This is a genomic window from Streptosporangium sp. NPDC000239 (genome assembly GCF_040300765.1).
GTDB lineage: Bacteria > Actinomycetota > Actinomycetes > Streptosporangiales > Streptosporangiaceae > Streptosporangium.
Genome location: NZ_JBEPEI010000005.1, coordinates 235585 through 251765, shown reverse-complemented (window position 1 = coordinate 251765; position 16181 = coordinate 235585). Strand labels below are relative to the sequence as shown.

Annotated in this window: 14 protein-coding genes; 11 read left to right on the top strand and 3 right to left on the bottom strand. The window is 71.8% G+C overall.

Features of this window, described 5'->3' with window-relative positions:
* Positions 1-173 precede the first annotated feature (173 nt).
* Together ABT340_RS16215 and ABT340_RS16210 are read left to right on the top strand one after the other, a co-directional pair.
* Complete coding sequence (locus ABT340_RS16215) at positions 174-2384, top strand: thiamine pyrophosphate-dependent enzyme (protein WP_352011536.1); 2211 nt, start codon at positions 174-176, stop codon at positions 2382-2384.
* A gap of 114 nt (positions 2385-2498) precedes the next feature.
* Entirely contained in the window at positions 2499-2954 is a 456-nt protein-coding gene (locus ABT340_RS16210; protein WP_352011535.1) for a hypothetical protein, read from the top strand.
* Positions 2955-3142: 188 nt separating this feature from the next.
* Here ABT340_RS16210 and ABT340_RS16205 read toward each other — a convergent pair whose 3' ends face one another.
* Positions 3143-4282 (bottom strand): magnesium and cobalt transport protein CorA, encoded by a 1140-nt coding sequence (locus tag ABT340_RS16205; protein ID WP_352011534.1) that lies wholly within the window; start codon positions 4280-4282, stop codon positions 3143-3145.
* 19 nt (positions 4283-4301) lie between these two features.
* Positions 4302-4778, bottom strand: a complete 477-nt coding sequence (locus tag ABT340_RS16200; protein WP_352011533.1) for a nuclear transport factor 2 family protein — start codon at positions 4776-4778, stop codon at positions 4302-4304.
* Positions 4779-5057: 279 nt separating this feature from the next.
* Here ABT340_RS16200 and ABT340_RS16195 point away from each other — a divergent pair, with 279 nt between their 5' ends.
* The 9 genes from ABT340_RS16195 (at position 5058) to ABT340_RS16155 (ending at position 15535) form a co-directional block, all read left to right on the top strand.
* A complete protein-coding gene (locus ABT340_RS16195; RefSeq protein WP_352011532.1) occupies positions 5058-5774 on the top strand; it encodes a M50 family metallopeptidase in 717 nt (238 codons plus the stop codon).
* 152 nt (positions 5775-5926) lie between these two features.
* A complete protein-coding gene (locus ABT340_RS16190) occupies positions 5927-6685 on the top strand; it encodes a sensor histidine kinase (protein ID WP_352011531.1) in 759 nt (252 codons plus the stop codon).
* Between the two features lie 151 nt (positions 6686-6836).
* Positions 6837-9431: a class III lanthionine synthetase LanKC gene (gene lanKC, locus ABT340_RS16185; protein WP_352011530.1), complete on the top strand. Its 2595-nt coding sequence runs from the start codon at positions 6837-6839 to the stop codon at positions 9429-9431.
* 56 nt (positions 9432-9487) lie between these two features.
* Positions 9488-9619 (top strand): SapB/AmfS family lanthipeptide, encoded by a 132-nt coding sequence (locus ABT340_RS16180; RefSeq protein ID WP_352011529.1) that lies wholly within the window; start codon positions 9488-9490, stop codon positions 9617-9619.
* Between the two features lie 40 nt (positions 9620-9659).
* The gene (locus ABT340_RS16175; protein ID WP_352011528.1) at positions 9660-9791 is read left to right on the top strand and encodes a SapB/AmfS family lanthipeptide; all 132 of its coding nucleotides are present in this window, start codon (positions 9660-9662) and stop codon (positions 9789-9791) included.
* Positions 9792-9856: 65 nt separating this feature from the next.
* Complete coding sequence (locus ABT340_RS16170; protein ID WP_352011527.1) at positions 9857-9985, top strand: SapB/AmfS family lanthipeptide; 129 nt, start codon at positions 9857-9859, stop codon at positions 9983-9985.
* 116 nt (positions 9986-10101) lie between these two features.
* Positions 10102-11808, top strand: a complete 1707-nt coding sequence (locus tag ABT340_RS16165; protein ID WP_352011526.1) for an ABC transporter ATP-binding protein — start codon at positions 10102-10104, stop codon at positions 11806-11808.
* Positions 11805-13517 (top strand): ATP-binding cassette domain-containing protein, encoded by a 1713-nt coding sequence (locus tag ABT340_RS16160; RefSeq protein WP_352011525.1) that lies wholly within the window; start codon positions 11805-11807, stop codon positions 13515-13517. Before ABT340_RS16165 ends, ABT340_RS16160 begins: the two co-directional genes overlap by 4 nt.
* On the top strand, positions 13514-15535 hold the full coding sequence (locus ABT340_RS16155) for a prolyl oligopeptidase family serine peptidase (RefSeq protein ID WP_352011524.1): 2022 nt from the start codon (positions 13514-13516) through the stop codon (positions 15533-15535). The genes ABT340_RS16160 and ABT340_RS16155 overlap by 4 nt, the downstream gene beginning before the upstream one ends.
* On the opposite strand, the gene ABT340_RS16150 is transcribed toward ABT340_RS16155, so the two are convergent.
* Positions 15524-16180: a response regulator transcription factor gene (locus ABT340_RS16150; protein ID WP_352011523.1), complete on the bottom strand. Its 657-nt coding sequence runs from the start codon at positions 16178-16180 to the stop codon at positions 15524-15526. The two genes, ABT340_RS16155 and ABT340_RS16150, sit on opposite strands and share 12 nt — an antisense overlap.
* Position 16181 lies beyond the last annotated feature (1 nt).

The following is a 16181-nucleotide window of genomic DNA, read 5'->3' as shown; positions in this document are numbered from 1 at the left end:
ATTAGGTCAAATAGACACACAAGTCGGTCTATTAGTTGATAAATCCGGCAGATGGTGTGAGTTTTCACCGACGACACCTCCCATCAGGCACGACGCCGCAAAACGGGCGGGGCGTGACGCCAAAGACCTCAAGGTGCCGGTGCGGCACTCTCCGATGGGGACATAATCGGGCTGTGGCGCGCGACGCAGTTGAGACCAATTTCACCGAGGCGGTGGCCGCCCTGTCCCCGGGGGCCCCGCGTGATCCCGGCCTTCCCGTGCGTGAGGGCACGAGCCTGACCGGGGCCCGTTGCCGGGAGTTGTTCGAGTTCCAGCTCGGCAGCAGGCTCCTGGACGTGGCCGCCCGCTGGCTGCGCGCCCAGGGGGAGGGCTTCTACACCATCGGCTCCTCGGGGCACGAGGGCAACGCCGCGGTCGCGGCCGCGCTGCGCGTCACCGACCCCGCGCTCCTGCACTACCGTTCTGGGGCCTTCTACCTGACCAGGTCCGCGATGGCCGGACGGCTGCCCGAGCAGGGGTTGCGCGACGTGCTGCTCGGCCTGACCGCCTCGGCGGAGGAGCCCATCGCGGGCGGCCGCCACAAGGTCTTCGGCCACCCCAATCTGGCGGTGATCCCGCAGACCTCGACGGTCGCCAGTCACATGCCGCGCGCGGTCGGGGTCGCCTTCGCCGTCGAACGCGCCAGGGCGCTCGGCCTGCGCTCGGCCTGGCCGGACGACGCGATCACGGTGTGCAGCTTCGGCGACGCGTCGGTCAACCACGCCAGCGCGCTGTCGGCCCTCAACACCGCGGGCTACGTCTCCTACCAGGGGGTGGCGCTGCCCCTGCTGCTCGTCTGCGAGGACAACGGCCTGGGCATCAGCGTGCGGACACCGCAGGGCTGGGTCGAGGCGGCACGCCATCCTCGGCTGACCTACTTCGCCGCCGACGGCTGCGACCTGGCCGACGTCCACGACGTGGCCCTCGCCGCCGCCCGGCACGTCCGCGAGCGCCGCTCCCCCGCCCTGCTGCACGTCCGGACCGTCCGGCTGATGGGGCACGCGGGCTCGGACGTCGAGCTGTCCTACCGGACGAAGCGGGAGATCAACGCCGACCTGGAGCGCGACCCTCTCGTCGCCACGGCCAGGCTGCTCGTCGAGGCGGGCCTGGCCACGCCGGATGAACTGCTGCTGCACTACGAGACGACGCGTGAGCATCTGCTCAAGATGGCCCTGGAGAGTTCGCGCCGCCCGCGTCTGACCTCGGCCGCCGACGTCATGGAGCCGCTGGCGCCCCGGACCCCGCGCACCGTCGCCCCGGCCAGCGCGGTCTCCTCCGGTTCCAGGGAGAAGGCCTTCGCGGGCAGGCTGCCCGAGCAGGAGGGCCCGCTCACCCTCTCCCAGGCGATCAACCGGGCTCTGGCCGACCAGCTCGCCGCCCACCCCGACGTGCTGGTCTTCGGTGAGGACGTGGCCCGCAAGGGCGGCGTCTACGGGGTCACCCGGGGGCTGCAGAAGCGCTTCGGCGCCGGGCGGGTCTTCGACACCCTCCTCGACGAGCAGGCCGTGCTCGGCCTCGCGCTCGGCTCCGGCGTCTCCGGCCTGCTGCCGGTGCCCGAGATCCAGTACCTCGCCTACCTGCACAACGCGCTCGACCAGATCAGGGGTGAGGCGGCGACGCTGTCGTTCTTCTCCCAGGGCGCCTTCCGCAATCCGATGGTCGTGCGGGTGGCCGCCTACGCCTACCAGAAGGGCTTCGGCGGTCACTTCCACAACGACAACTCCGTGGCCGCCCTCCGCGACATCCCCGGTCTCGTGGTCGCCTCCCCCGCCAGGCCCGACGACGCCGCCTCCATGCTGCGCACCTGCGTGGCCGCCGCCAGGACCGACGGCAGTGTGTGCGTCTTCCTTGAGCCGATCGCCCTGTACAACACCCGTGACCTGTTCGAGGAGGGCGACAACGGCTGGCTCTCGCCGTATGTGCCGCCCTCGCGCTGGGCCGAGACGCACGTCCCGATCGGCAGGGCCCGCAGCTACGGCGACGGCCGCGACCTGACCATCGTGACCTTCGGCAACGGCCTGCGCATGAGCCTGCGCGCCGCGGTCAGGCTCACCGCCGAGGGGTACGGCTGCCGCGTCCTCGACCTGCGCTGGCTGTCCCCGCTGCCGGTCGAGGACCTGCTGCGCGCGGCGGAGCTGACCGGCCGGGTGCTGGTCGCCGACGAGACCCGTCGCTCGGGCGGCGTCTCGGAGAGCGTGGTGGCCGAGCTGCTCGACGCCGGGTTCACCGGCCGGATCGCCCGGGTGACCTCCTCCGACAGCTTCGTCCCGCTGGGGGAGGCGGCCAGGCACGTGCTGCTCTCCGAGGCCGAGATCGAGGACGCCGCCCGCAAACTGCTGGGCTGACCTCGCGAAACCGCCCCCGCCCCGTCGTCGACGGTGTTCAATTGGCCACGCACTGTGACGAATCCGTCGCCCGGCCCGCCGTTCGACGGAGGCTCCCCCCGATCAGGAGATAGCATGACCGACGTGGCGACGACGAGCACCTGCCGGCGAGTGGCGGCGCTCGAATCCTGGGCCTTCAGGACGGGCTCGGATCTCGCCGGCATCAAGGGGACGCTGGGCAACCTGCCCGTGATCATCCGGGAGGAGATCATGACGTACACCTCCCCCGTGCTCGAAGAGATCATGAACAGGATGGCCACCGGGGACGACCTGGTCGCGCTCACCGCGCGGGTGGACGGCCTGGAGACCGAGGTCAGGAACCTGGGCGTCCGGGTGGGCGGCCTGGAGACCAAGGTCGACCGGCTGGACGCCAAGGTGGATGGCCTGGAGAGCAGGATGACCGCCTTGGAGACCAAGGTGGACAGCCTTGAGGCCGAGGTGAGAGGCCTGGGCGGCCGGATGGACGCCATGGAGAAACGGATGGACTCCATGGACGACAAGCTCGACCTGATCCTGGCCAAGCTCGGCTGAGCGGCCCCGCTATCCCCTGTGGCCCCGGCCGTGCGCCGGGGCCCCGTCGTGTCCCCGGGCTTCACAGAAACGTCGACAAATTCATTTACCCGGCCCGGTGAGAACACCGTCCGCCCGGCGGCGGCGCCGTACGGGAAAGGCGTTTCACAGCGGGCGGAAAACACGGAGAACGCGGACGGCCGGTTCGGTCACAACCAGTCACGGCGTTTGAAGACGACGTAGAGGGTCACGCAGACGGCCGCCATCAGGAGCACCGCGAACGGGTAGCCGAACCACCAGTGGATCTCCGGCATGACCTCGAAGTTCATGCCGTAGATGGTGCCGACGAGGGTCGGGGCGAAGAGGATCGCGGCCCAGGCGGAGATCTTCTTGACCTCCTCGTTCTGGGCGTTGCTGACCTCGGTGAGGTTGGTCATGTGCTCGTTCTGGGCCTGGGCCACCATGGTCGAGTTGACCACGAGGATGTCGTGGAGCATCTGCCGGAAGCCGCTGACCCGCTCGGCCACGGTGATCGCGTGGTCGGCGACGTCGCGCAGGTGCCGTTGCACCTCCTCGTCCATCCCGTACTTGGGCGCCCCGGCGATGAGTCCCTCGACCATCCCGAGCAGCGGCTGGGTGGCGCGCTGGAACTCGATCACCTCGCGGGACAGCTCGTAGATGCGGCGGGAGACGCCCGGCTTGTTGCTGAAGACCTCGACCTCGATCTCGTCGATGTCGTTCTGCAGCCCAGCGACCACCGGCGCGTAGCCGTCGACGACCGCGTCCAGGATGGCGTAGAACACCGCCTGCGGCCCCTTGGCGAGCAGTTCGGGGTCGCTCTCCATCCTCCTGCGGACCTGGGACAGGTCCGGGGTCTCGCTGTGCCGTACGGTGATCACGAAGTTCTGGCCGACGAAGACGTGCAGTTCGCCGAAGTCGACCTCCTCGGCCTCGTCGAGGTATCTCGCGGGGCGCAGCACCACGAACAGCGTGTCGCCGTAGCGGTCGGCCTTGGGCCGCTGGTGGGCGACGATGGCGTCCTCGACGGCCAGTTCGTGCAGGTCGAACTCCTCGGCCACGTTGACGATGACCGAGTCCTCCGGCCGGTAGAAGCCGATCCAGGCCATGCTGCCCGGCGTCCTCTTCAGGAACTCGAAGGCCTCGGGCAGGGACTCGGGGGTCACGTCCCTGAGACCGTTCACGTAGATCGCGCTGTCGATGACGTGTGAGCGAGGCGGGGGCAGCTGATCGTCCGCCCGGGGGTCCATGGAACGCTCGGGAGAGTCACGCTCTCCTCCGGAACGCCCGCGTACCAGGCTCAGTATGCTGCGCATCTGCCGATCGGCCACGCCTGTCTCCTCATCCGGCTCATCCGGCCCTCATGAAGTCCTCCAGTGACCGCATCGCCCTGCCCCGGATCGTGTCCCGGAACACCGATGTCCAGCCGAACGGCAGGCCGGTCGGCTTGCCCAGCGCCATCCTGGACCAGCGCCTGAAGTCGAACTCGTCGTGGTGCCGGACGATCAGGCCGTCCTCGAACCTGAACAGGGCGTCGATCTCGTTGATCACCGGCCTGCCGGTCCTGCCGAAGACGTAGCGGGCGGTCCAGTGCGCCGCGCCGTCGTAACGCCTGGCGGTGACGTCCCTGACGGACACGGCGACGCCGCCCTCACCGCTCAGCAGCATCCGCCACATGCCCATCACCCTGCTCCTGCCTTCGAGCTCCAGGAAGACGGGGTCGCCGAAGGTGACCTCCGGGTGGTAGCACCGTTCCATGGAGTCGAGGTCTGCGCGGGCGAAGGCCGCGTAGAAGCTCTTGATGAGCCCGGCATTCTGATCGTTCACGTGATTTCCCCCGATCACGGATGTTCCGCTGACCGAGTTTAGGCGGGGACCGGGCCTGGTGACAGCCCTGAAAGTGAGATTGGGAACCCCAGGTTCGGGGGTGAAGGTGACCGCCGAGGGACACCCGGGAGTACGGCGGGCGAACCGGCCGGGACCGTCCTGTCACGGCTTTATCGCCAGCACACCGGATGTCGTGGGACGCTTTGCTCCGGCACCGCGAAAGGCCTGAGGGAGTCAGGGAACTCGAAGGGTTCGGAAGATTCTAAGGAGAGATGGTCGTTGTCGGAGGTCTGGAGGGCCCTGACCAGGGTCCAGACGGAGCCGCCCGGATGGGCCGTGCTGCTGTCCGCGCTGGTGGCCCTGGCCGTGGTGACCTGGCCCACCTCGTGGCAGCTGTCCCGTGGCCTGGTCACGATCGCGCACGAGGGCGGGCACGCGCTGATGGCGCTGCTGACCCGGCGCAAGCTGCAGGGCATCCGGTTGCACTCCGACACCTCGGGCGTGACCCTGACCCGGGGCAGGCCGACGGGGCCGGGGATGATCCTGACCGCCGCCGCCGGATACGTCGCCCCCTCCCTGCTCGGGCTCGGCGGGGCGTGGCTGGTCTCCGCGGGGCACGTGACGGCGCTGATCACGATCGTGCTGGGCCTGCTGCTGTGCATGCTGCTGCTGATCCGCAACCTCTTCGGCGTGGTGAGCCTGCTGGCGACCGGTGGGGCGATCTTCGCCCTGACGTGGTACTCCCCGCCCGCCGTCGACGCCGTCCTGGCCCAGCTCGCCGTGTGGTTCCTGCTGTTCGGCGGGGTCAGGCCGATCCTGGAGCTGCGCCGCAAGCGCCGCCACAGCCGTACTCCCGACTCCGACGCCGACCAGCTCGCCCGGCTGACCGTCCTGCCCGCCGGGTTCTGGATCTTCCTCTTCCTGCTGGTCGCGATCGTCTGCCTGGCCTTCGGCGCCTGGCTGCTGAGCCCGCTGCCTGCCTGGCCGTCGCGCTGACCCTCACGTCCCGCCGGTGAAGGCGGGGAAAAGGGCATGGCCCGCGTCGCCGTTTCACGCCGTTCCCCGCCGAATGACGTTCTCATTCATTGACAGTTAAACGGTTTTTTGCCTTTATTGCCGTATATGCACCTGCCGCACAAGGGTCGTTGATGCCGCACCAGCTGTACGCCGTCACGGCGGTCGCGGTGGGGGCCCTGCTGGTCTCGCTGGGCGTCACGATCGCCCTGGCGCTCAGGGTCGGACGGTTGCGCGCCGAGCGGGACAGAGCCGTACGGCATGCCCGGGAGGAGCTGGCCCGCGACATCCACGACCTCGCCGGGCACTGGCTCTGGCTGGCCTCGATCAAGAGCGAGCTGGCCTACCGGCACGCGGCGGACGACGAACGGCTGCGCGAGGAACTGGCCGAGACGCTCCAGGCGGTACGGCGCGCCGCGCACGCCGTACGTCACGTCTCCCGGGGGAGCCGGCGGCTGTCGCTGCGGGGGGAGAGCACCCGGGCGCAGGCCCTGCTGACGGGCTTCGGGATCGACTGCTCGGTCAGCCTCGGACGGCCGGGACTGCCGGAGGACGTCAGCGCGGTGCTGGGGACCGTGGTCCGCGAGGCGGTCACGAACATGCTCAGGCACAGCGACCCGGGCAGATGTGTGATCGAGCTGACCGGACGGGACGGCCTGCTGCGGCTGAGCGTGGCCAACGACGGGGCACCCTACGAAGCGCCGCGCAGTGCACCGCGCGGGGCGCCGGACGGGACACCACCTGGGGAGTGGCCGGGTGGGGAGGAGACCGGGGGGAACGGGCTGGGCAACCTGCGGCACCGGGTCACCGGGATCGGCGGCACGTTGCGGGCGACGGCCGGTGAGGACGGCTGGTTCCGGCTCGTCGCCGAGGTACCGGAAAAGTTTTTCTGAATAATTTTCACTTATACCCTAAATGCCCAGGTAGCACCCAATCTCGCGATTAAACCTGTGAATTTTACATATGCGACCCATGGAGTTTGTAACTAGTCATTTCTCTGGTTATCCGGAATTCTTCCTTCTGGAAGACAGCAGGGAGAATGCCGTGAATGCCCAGTATGAGGTTTACTGTCTCGCTGACCGGATCTTTTACGACACCCTCGACGGTTCCCGGGGAGAGCACACCGACTTCCCCCAGGCGACCCGGAAGGTGCCGCCGGGCTGGAGGCACCAGGCCGGCGACACCTGGATGCATTACGCGCCCGCCGACGGCAGGACGCCCGCCCAGGGGTGGAAGATCCACGTCTCGGCGTGTGTCGAGGACGCCGAGCGTGCCCTTGAGGTCGTGTGGGACTACTGCGTGCCCCGGGGTGTGGCGTTCAAGTTCCTGCGCAGCCTGCCGATCATGGCCATGCTGAACTCCAAGGCCGCCGCCCGCGGGTCGAGCGGCAAGCTCGTGACGATCTATCCCGTCGACGAGGCCCAGCTCGAACTGGTCCTGAAGGAGCTCGACGAGCTGCTGCGCGGCGTCAGGGGCCCCTACGTGCTCAGCGACCTGCGCTACGGCGACGGCCCGCTGTTCGTGCGCTACGGGGGTTTCGTGCCCAGGCACTGCGTGGCCGACAACGGCGAGCTGGTGCTGGCCGTCGAGGACGACACGGGGCGTCTCGTGCCCGACGTCCGCGGCCCCGCCTTCAGTCTGCCCTCCTGGGTACGGCTGCCCGCCTTCCTCGAATCCCACCTCGCCGCCCGCAACGCGGTCACCACCGGCGGCCTGCCGTACGAGATCGAGAGTGTGCTGCAGTTCTCCAACGGCGGGGGCGTCTACCTGGGACGGGACCGGGGCACCGGGCGACGGGTCGTGCTGAAGGAGGGGCGCCCGCACGCCGGGCTCGACGCCGCGGGACGGGACGCGGTCGCACGGCTGGCACACGAACGCGACATGCTGCGCAGGCTGGCCGGTCTCGACGCGGTGCCCGAACTGCTCGACTACTTCACACTGGGCGAGCACCACTTCCTGGTGCAGGAGTTCGTCGACGGCAACCCCCTGCAGCGGCACCTGGTGAAGCGCTACCCCCTGACCAGGGCGGTCCGCGACGAGGAGGCCGTCGCCGGCTACACCGCCTGGGCGCTGGAGATGCTTCCCAAGGTCAGGCAGGCGGTCCGGGCGCTGCACGAGCGCGGCGTCGTCTTCGGCGACCTGCACCCGAACAACATCCTCCTCACCGAGGAGGGACGCCTCGTCCTGATCGACTACGAGGTGGCGACGCTCGCCGAGGACAACGCCCGCGCCAGTCTCGGCCACCCGGCCTTCGGGGCGCCGCGCGACCGCAACGGCGTCGAGATCGACGAATACGCCCTGGCCTGTCTGTGCCTCGGGCTGTTCGCGCCGCAGCTGACCATCATGCTCCCGCTCGACCGGGCCAAGGTCCTGCACCTGGGCGAGCTGGTCACCCGGACCTTCCCGGTGCCGCCCGAGGTGGTCGAGGAGGCCGTCACGACCATCCTCGGCGCGACGGAGACGACCCCCACCCGAATACCCCGGCCGGAGAGCGACGGCTGGCCGGAGGTCAGGGAGTCACTGGCCAGGGCCATCCTGGCCAGCGCGACCCCCGAGCGGAAGGACCGTCTCTTCCCCGGCGACATCGCCCAGTTCCGTCCCGGCGGCGGTCTCGGCGTCGCCCACGGCGCGGCCGGCGTGCTCTACGCCCTGGAACGGGCGGGTTGCGGCCGTTTCCCCGAGTATGAGGAGTGGCTGCGGCGCGGGGCGCTCGACCCCGAACCGGGCACCGGCCTCGGTTTCTACGACGGCCTGCATGGGGTGGCGTACGTGCTCGACCTGCTCGGACACCGTCAGGACGCGCTCGACATCGTCGAACGGTGCATGCGGGAGAAGTGGGAGGCCCTGGACCTGGGCCTGTTCGGCGGCCTGTCCGGCATCGGGCTCACCCTCTTCCACCTGGGCGAGACGACCGGCGAGACGGGCCTGACCGAGCTGGCCCACCGGATCGCCCGTGTCTGCGCCGACCGGCTCGGCGGCCCCGGCGACGTGCCCGAGATCAGCGGCGGGAGCAACCCCCGCGCGGGACTGATGTACGGCTCAAGCGGCCCGGCCCTGCTCCTCACCCACGCCTACGAGCGCGGCGGCGGCCCCTCGATGCTCGACGGCGCGGCCGTCGCGCTCCGCCAGGACCTGCGGCGGTGCACCACGAACGAGGACGGTTCCCTCCAGGTCACCCAGGGCTGGCGCGTCCTGCCCTATCTCGACGAGGGGTCGGTGGGGATCGCCCTGGCGCTGGGCCGCTATCTGGCCCACCGCGACGACGCGGACCTCAGGACCGCCCTCGACGGCTGCGAGCGTGTCACCGGGGCCGGCTTCTACGTCCAGCCGGGCCTGTTCACCGGCCGCGCCGGCATGATCGTGGCCCTGGGCGCCGGACGGGCCAGGACCGGAGGCTCAACGGCCCTGAACGACCTCGTGTCCGCGCAGCTGAGCGGGCTCGGCTGGCACGCCCTGCCGTACGCGGGCGGCCTGGCCTTCCCCGGTGACCAGCTGATGCGGCTCTCCATGGACTTCGCGACCGGCACGGCCGGAGTCCTCTTCGCGATGAGCACCGTGCTGCGCGACGAGCCGGTGTTCCTCCCCTTTACCGGGCCGCCCGGCGGCGCAGGCTCCCTGACCAAGGCAACGCCTGCGTGAACCGCCGAGCGACCTCGACTCCCACGAACACCAAGATCGAAGGAGGTGTAGATCACATGGTACTTCTCGACCTGCAGAGCCTGGAAGCCCCCGGGGGCGGCCACGGCGGCGGTGGCGGCAGCACGCTGACCGTCCTGGGCTGCGAGTCCCACACCCCGAGCAACCTCAGCCTGTTGCTCTGCCACTGACCCCCTCACCCTTCCAGCTCACCAGAAGTGGAGTCACACCATGGTTCTTCTCGACCTGCAGACCCTGGAGACCCCCGGCGGCGGCAGCGGCGGTGGCGGCGGCAGCACGCTGACCGTTCTCGGCTGCGAGTCCCACACCCCCAGCAACCTCAGCCTGCTGCTCTGCCACTGAGCCTCCCCCGAGGTTCTTCGCGTATCCCCCGGTAAGCGCTTTTCCCCCAGAAGTGGAGTTACACCATGGTTCTTCTCGACCTGCAGACCCTGGAGACCCCCGGCGGCCACGGTGGCGGCGGCGGCAGCACGCTGACCGTCCTGGGCTGCGAGTCCCACACGCCGAGCAACCTCAGCCTGCTGCTCTGCCACTAGTCAAGCGGATGCCCGGGACGGCCGGCGACGGCAGCCGTCCCGGGCATCGCCCTTTCCAGGAAATACCAAGAAATACAAGGAAGCCCTCCACGAGAACCCGCGGCGAAGGAGGAACGGTGCGGACGGCGGATCGGCTGGTCACGCGGACGCTGAGGCACAGCGGTCCCTGGCTGTACGTGCTGGTGTTCACCTCCCTGGCGGGCGCGCTCGGCGAGCTCGCGCTCCCCTACGTCCTGGGCAGGACCGTCGACACGCTCGTGGCGACCGGGCCCGCGAGCCGTACCTGGCTGGTGACCTGCGGGTCCGTGGTGGTTCTGATCGCGGCCTGCGACGTGCTGGGCGTCTGGGCGGCCGGGGGCGGCGGCGCGCGGGCCACCCGGTGGCTGCGGCTGCGGATCCTGCGGCACGTGCTCGGGGCCGGTCCCGCGATGACCCGCCGTTTCCCCGAGGGGGACCTGGTCACCCGGATGGGCGTCAACGCCGACGAGGCCGGGCGTGCGCCCGAGTCGATCGTCACCGGGGCCGCGCTGCTCGTCCCCACCGCGGGCGGCCTGGTCGCCCTCGTCCTCATCGACGTCTGGCTCGCCCTGACCCTGGTCGCCGGTCTGGTGCTCATCGCGTTCGTCCTGCGGGCCTTCCTCAGCACGACCACCTCCCTCGCCGGTGACTACCAGCGGACGCAGGCCGACATCGCCGCGCGCCTGGTCGACGCCCTCTCCGGGGCGCGCACGATCGCCGCGGCCGGCACCGAGGAGCGGGAACGGGCCCGGGTGCTCGCCCCCCTGCCCCGGCTGCGCGCGCACGCCATGGACATGTGGCGGGCCAACGCCCAGGCGGGGGTGAGGGCGGGGGCCGTGGTGCCACTGCTCGAAGTGGCCGTGCTCGGCGTCGGCGGGCTACGGCTGGCCGGGGGCGACCTCACCGCCGGTGAGCTGTACGCCGCCGCCCGCTACGTCGTGCTCGGCGCCGGACTCGGTGCGGCGCTCGGCCACGTCGGCCGTCTGGCCAGGGCACGGGCCGCCGCGGGCCGCCTGGCGGAGCTGACCGAGGAGCCCGTGATCGCCTACGGAGGCCTGTCCCTGCCGGAGGGCCCCGGCACCCTGGAGCTGCGCGGTGTCGGCGCGGGCGTGCTCAGCGGGATCGACCTGGTCGTCCCCGGCGGCTCCTCGGTCGCCGTCGTCGGCAGGTCCGGCTCGGGCAAGTCCCACCTCGCCGCCCTCTCGGGACGGCTGGCCGACCCGGAGACCGGGCAGGTCCGCCTGGACGGCGTGCCGCTGCCCGACCTGTCCGCAGAGGCGCTCGGCGCGGCCGTCGGCTACGCCTTCGAGCGCCCGGTCCTGGCCGGTGGGACGATCTCCGGCGCCGTCGGCCTCGGCGTCGCCGGGACGGACGGCCGTGAGGCGGCCGTGCACGCCGCCGCCCGTGCCGCGTGCGCCGACGGCTTCGTACGCAGGCTCCCCCTCGGGTACGGCACGCCGCTGCGCGAGGCCCCCATGTCCGGCGGGGAACGGCAGCGGCTCGGCCTGGCCAGGGCCTTCGCGCACGGCCGTCGCCTGCTCGTCCTCGACGACGCCACCTCCAGCCTGGACACCGTCACCGAGCGTCAGGTCAGCCGGGCGCTGGCGGGCGAGCTGGGGGGCCGTACCCGGATGATCGTGGCGCACCGGGCCACGACCGCCGCCTCCGCCGACCTGGTGGTCTGGCTGGAGGAGGGGCGGGTGCGCGCCTGCGACACGCACGCCAGGCTGTGGCGGGACCCCGCCTACCGGGCCGTCTTCCAGCCTCTACCGAGCCCTCCGGTCACCGGGGCGGGTGCGTCGTGAGGGCGGCCGTACCGGGTGGTCCCGTCCGCCGGGCGTTGCTGCGCGAACCCCGCCTGCTGCTGAGGCTGGGCGCCTGGTCGGTCGCCGAGACCGCGCCCGCCCTCGTGGTCGGCCTGGCCGTGGCCAGGGCCATCGACGACGGTTTCACCGCGGGCCGGGCCGGGATCGGCTTCGCCTGGCTCGCCGTGCTGGGCGGCGCCTGGCTGGTGGCGGCGGTGGGCGCGCGCCAGGTCGTGCTGACCGTCGGCGCCGTGGTCGAGCCCTTCCGCGAGGAACTGCTCGACCACGTCGTCGGCGGCGCGCTGCGCCGTTCGGCCACGGCGGGGAACGGCCCAGGAACCGCCTCCGTCGCCCGGGCCAACCTCCAGGTCGAGCTGGCCAGGGACGCCCTGGCCTCGGTCATCACGGTCGTCAGGTCCTTCGCCTTCACCGTGGTGAGCGTCGTGCTCGGTCTGGGCGCCCTCGCTCCCGGTGTGCTCGTGCTGGTCCTGCCGCCGTTCGCCGCGGGCCTGTGCCTGTTCCTGCTCTCGCTGCCCGCGCTCGCCCGGCGGCAGCGGGAGTTCATCCTCGCCGACGAGCGCACCGCCGAGTCGCTCGCCGACATGGCGGGCGCGCTGCGTGACATCACCGCCTGCCGCGCCGGGTCGCGGGTGGCCGACGACCTCGGCCGTCAGGTGCGGCTGCAGGAACGGGCCGGGCGCGCCCTGGCCGGGGTGACCGCGCTGCGCACCGCCTCACTCGCCGTCGGGGGCTGGCTTCCGGTGCTGCTGATCCTGGCCGGCACCCCCTGGCTGGTACGCGGCGGGGCCGGGGCCGGGGTGATCCTCGGCGCCCTGGTCTACGTCACCCAGTCGCTCGCCCCCGCGCTGGGCAACCTCGTGCAGGGCCTCGGGATGAGCGGTGTCCGGCTGCGGGTCTCGCTCGAACGCGTCCTGCGCCACGGCGCCCCGCCCCGCCCCGAGGTGGAACGGCGCGCCCCCGGGGACGCCGGGGTACGGCTGCGCGACGTGTGGTTCGCCTACGGCCCGCACGCCGAGCCGGTGATCTCCGGCCTCGGCCTGTCGATCCCGGACGGCGACCACGTCGCGGTCGTCGGCCCCAGTGGCATCGGCAAGTCGACGCTGGCCGCGCTCGTCACCGGGGTGCTGCCGCCGGACACGGGGGAGGTCCTGGTCGGTGGCGTTCCCGCGGGCCTGCTCGATCCGGCGAGCCGGGTGCTGATCCCCCAGGAGGCCTACGTCTTCCGGGGAACGCTGCTGGAGAACCTGACCTACCTGGCCGCCGCGGGAACGCCGGTCGAGGCCGTCGAGGAGGCGGTGGACGCGGTCGGGCTGACCGCCCTGGTCGCCAGGCTCGGCGGCCACTCGGCCGAGGTCGATCCGGGCCTGCTCTCCCCCGCCGAACGTCAGCTCGTCGCCCTGGCCCGCGCCTACCTGAGCCCCGCCCGCCTGGTGGTCCTCGACGAGGCGACCTGCCACCTGGACCCGGTCGCCGAGGCCGTCGCGGAGGAGGCCTTCGCCCGCAGGGGCGGCACGCTGCTGGTCGTCGCCCACCGGCTGACCTCCGCGAGAAGGGCCCGGCGGATCCTCGTCATGGACGGCGTCGACGTCCGGCTGGGGACCCACGACGAACTGCTCGCCTCGTGCCCGCCGTACGCGGAACTGGCCGGGCACTGGAACCCCGCCGAGAACCAGGAGCTTGTCCCATGATCTATCCGCCCGCCGAGCGGGAACCGGTCGTCGACCTTCTGGGCGGGCGGGCCGTACCCGATCCGTACCGGTGGCTTGAGGACGGGGACGACCCGAGGACGCGTGACTGGCTCGCCGCCCAGGACGAGCTGTGGCGTGCCCACGCCGCCACGCTGCCCGGCCGTGACGGGTGGCACGCCAGGGTGGCCGCGCTCACCGAGGCGGGGACCGCGGGAACGCCGATGTGGCGGGGCGGGCGTCGCTTCTTCCTGCGCCGTACGGCCGGGCAGGAGCACGCCGTGCTGTACACCGCCGCAGCGGGGGAGAACGTCAGGGCGCTCGTCGATCCGGGGGTGCTCGACCCCGGCGGCCTGGTCACGCTCGACCACTGGCAGCCGGACGCCGAGGGCCGTCTGCTGGCCTTCCAGCTGTCCAGGAGCGGGGACGAGCACTCGCGTCTGTACGTCGCGGACGTCATGACCGGCGAGGTCGTGGACGGGCCGGTCGACCGTTGCCGCTACTCGCCGGTCGCGTGGCTGCCCGGCGGGAAGGCCTTCTTCTACGTGCGGGGGCGCAGGGTCTGCCTGCACCGGCTCGGCACCCCCGCCGACGACGACGTCGTGGTCCGCGCCGAGGAACGCTCCTACGGCCTGGGGATCAGCGGGGACGGACGCTGGCTCACGGTCTCCGCGGGCCGTCCCGGCGGCAACGACCTGTGGCTGGCCGACCTGGTCGCCTCCTCCCCCGAACGGCCCGCGCTGCGGACGGTCCAGGAGGGGACGGACGCGGTGACGGTCGCCGCCGTCGGTCCCGACGGCCGCCTGTACCTGCTGACCACCCGGGACGCGCCCCGAGGCCGGCTGTGCGTCGCCGACCCGGAGCACCCCTCACCCGAGGGCTGGAGCGAACTGGTCGGCCCCGACCCGGAGGCCGTGATCGGGGACTTCGCGATCGCGGAGGGAACCGGGGGACCGGTGCTGCTGGTCGGCCGGACCCGGCACGCGACCGGCGAGATCGGCGTCCACGACCCGGTGACCGGGGAACGGCTCGGCCTGGTCCCCCTGCCCGGCCTCGGCTCCGTCGGGCACATGTCCACCCGTCCTGAGGGGGGACACGAGGTCTGGTTCACCTACACCGACGGCGTCACCCCGGTCGGTGTCCACCGCTACGACGCGCGCACCGGGCGGACAACGCTCTGGGAGGCGGCGCCCGGCGCCGTCGAGGTGCCCGAGGTCGAGTCGCACCGGTTCGTCTGCGTCTCGGCCGACGGCACCCCGGTGCGGGTGGTCGTCCTGGCCCGCCCGGGCGCGGGTCCCCGGCCCGCCGTCCTGTACGGCTACGGCGGATTCGGGCGCCCGCTGGCCCCGTCGTACTCCGGCTACGTGCTGCCCTGGGTCGAGGCGGGCGGGATCTTCGCGTTCGCCCAGGTGCGGGGCGGCGGCGAGGAGGGGGCCGACTGGCACAGGGCGGGCACACTCGGCCGCAAGCAGAACACCTTCGACGACTTCGTCGCGGTGGCCGAACACCTCGTCGCGGAGGGCTGGACCACCCCGGACCGGCTGGGCGTGTGCGGCGAGTCGAACGGCGGCCTGCTGGCGGGCGCGGTGCTGACGCAGCGTCCCGATCTGTTCGCCGCCGTGGTCTGCTCGGCCCCGCTGCTCGACATGGTCCGCTACGAGCGCTCCGGCCTCGGCCCCTCCTGGCGGGGTGAGTACGGCTCGGCCGACGACCCCGAGCAGTTGGGCTGGCTGCTCGGCTACTCCCCCTACCACCGGGTCGAGAAGGGCACGGACTATCCGGCGACGCTGCTGACCACCTTCGGCGGCGACTCCCGGGTCGACCCCCTCCACGCCCGCAAGATGTGCGCGGCCCTGCAGTGGGCGACCTCGGGAGACAGGCCCGTCGTGCTGCGCCACGAGGACGGCGTGGGACACGGGGCCAGGTCGGTCAGCCGGTCGGTCGGCCTGGCCGCGGACATGCTGGCCTTCCTCGCCCGGCACACCGGTCTCGAACCGGGAGCGCCTGGATCAGGCCCGTGAGCGGTAGCGGATCAGGCCGATCCGCCTGACGTCCTCGGGCCACAGCCAGCCCGACTCCTGGGCGATGGTGACCGCCTCGACCCTGGTCCTGGCCCCCATCTTGGCGAGGATCCGCGACAGGTAGTTTCGGACCGTTCCGCCGGAGAGGAAGAGCCGTTTGGCGATCTCGTTGACCGGCTCCCCCTCGGCCGCGACCTGGAGCACCTCAAGCTCGCGGGCGGTGAGCGGGTTCTCCCGCGCGTGGAGGGCGGCGACGGCCAGCTCCGCGTCGATGACCCGCTCGCCCGCGGCGACCCTGCGCACGCACTCGGCGAGTTCTCCCGCCGGGGCGTCCTTGACGACGAAGCCTCGCGCCCCGGCGTCGAGCGCGCGCCGCAGCGCGGCTGGGGTGGCCAGGCCCGTCAGCATGACGTTCTTACAGGAGGGCAGCACCCTGGCCAGTTCGCAGGCCGCCGACAGGCCGTCGGTGCCGGGCAGTCCGATGTCGAGGAGGGCGACGTCCGGCCTGGCCCGCAGGCAGGAGGGCACCACGTCGTCGCCGTGACCGACCTCCTCGACCACCTTGATGTCATGCTCGACGGAGAGCAACGCGGCCATCGCTCCGCGAACGAGGTGCATGTCCTCGGCGATCAGGACGCTTATCACG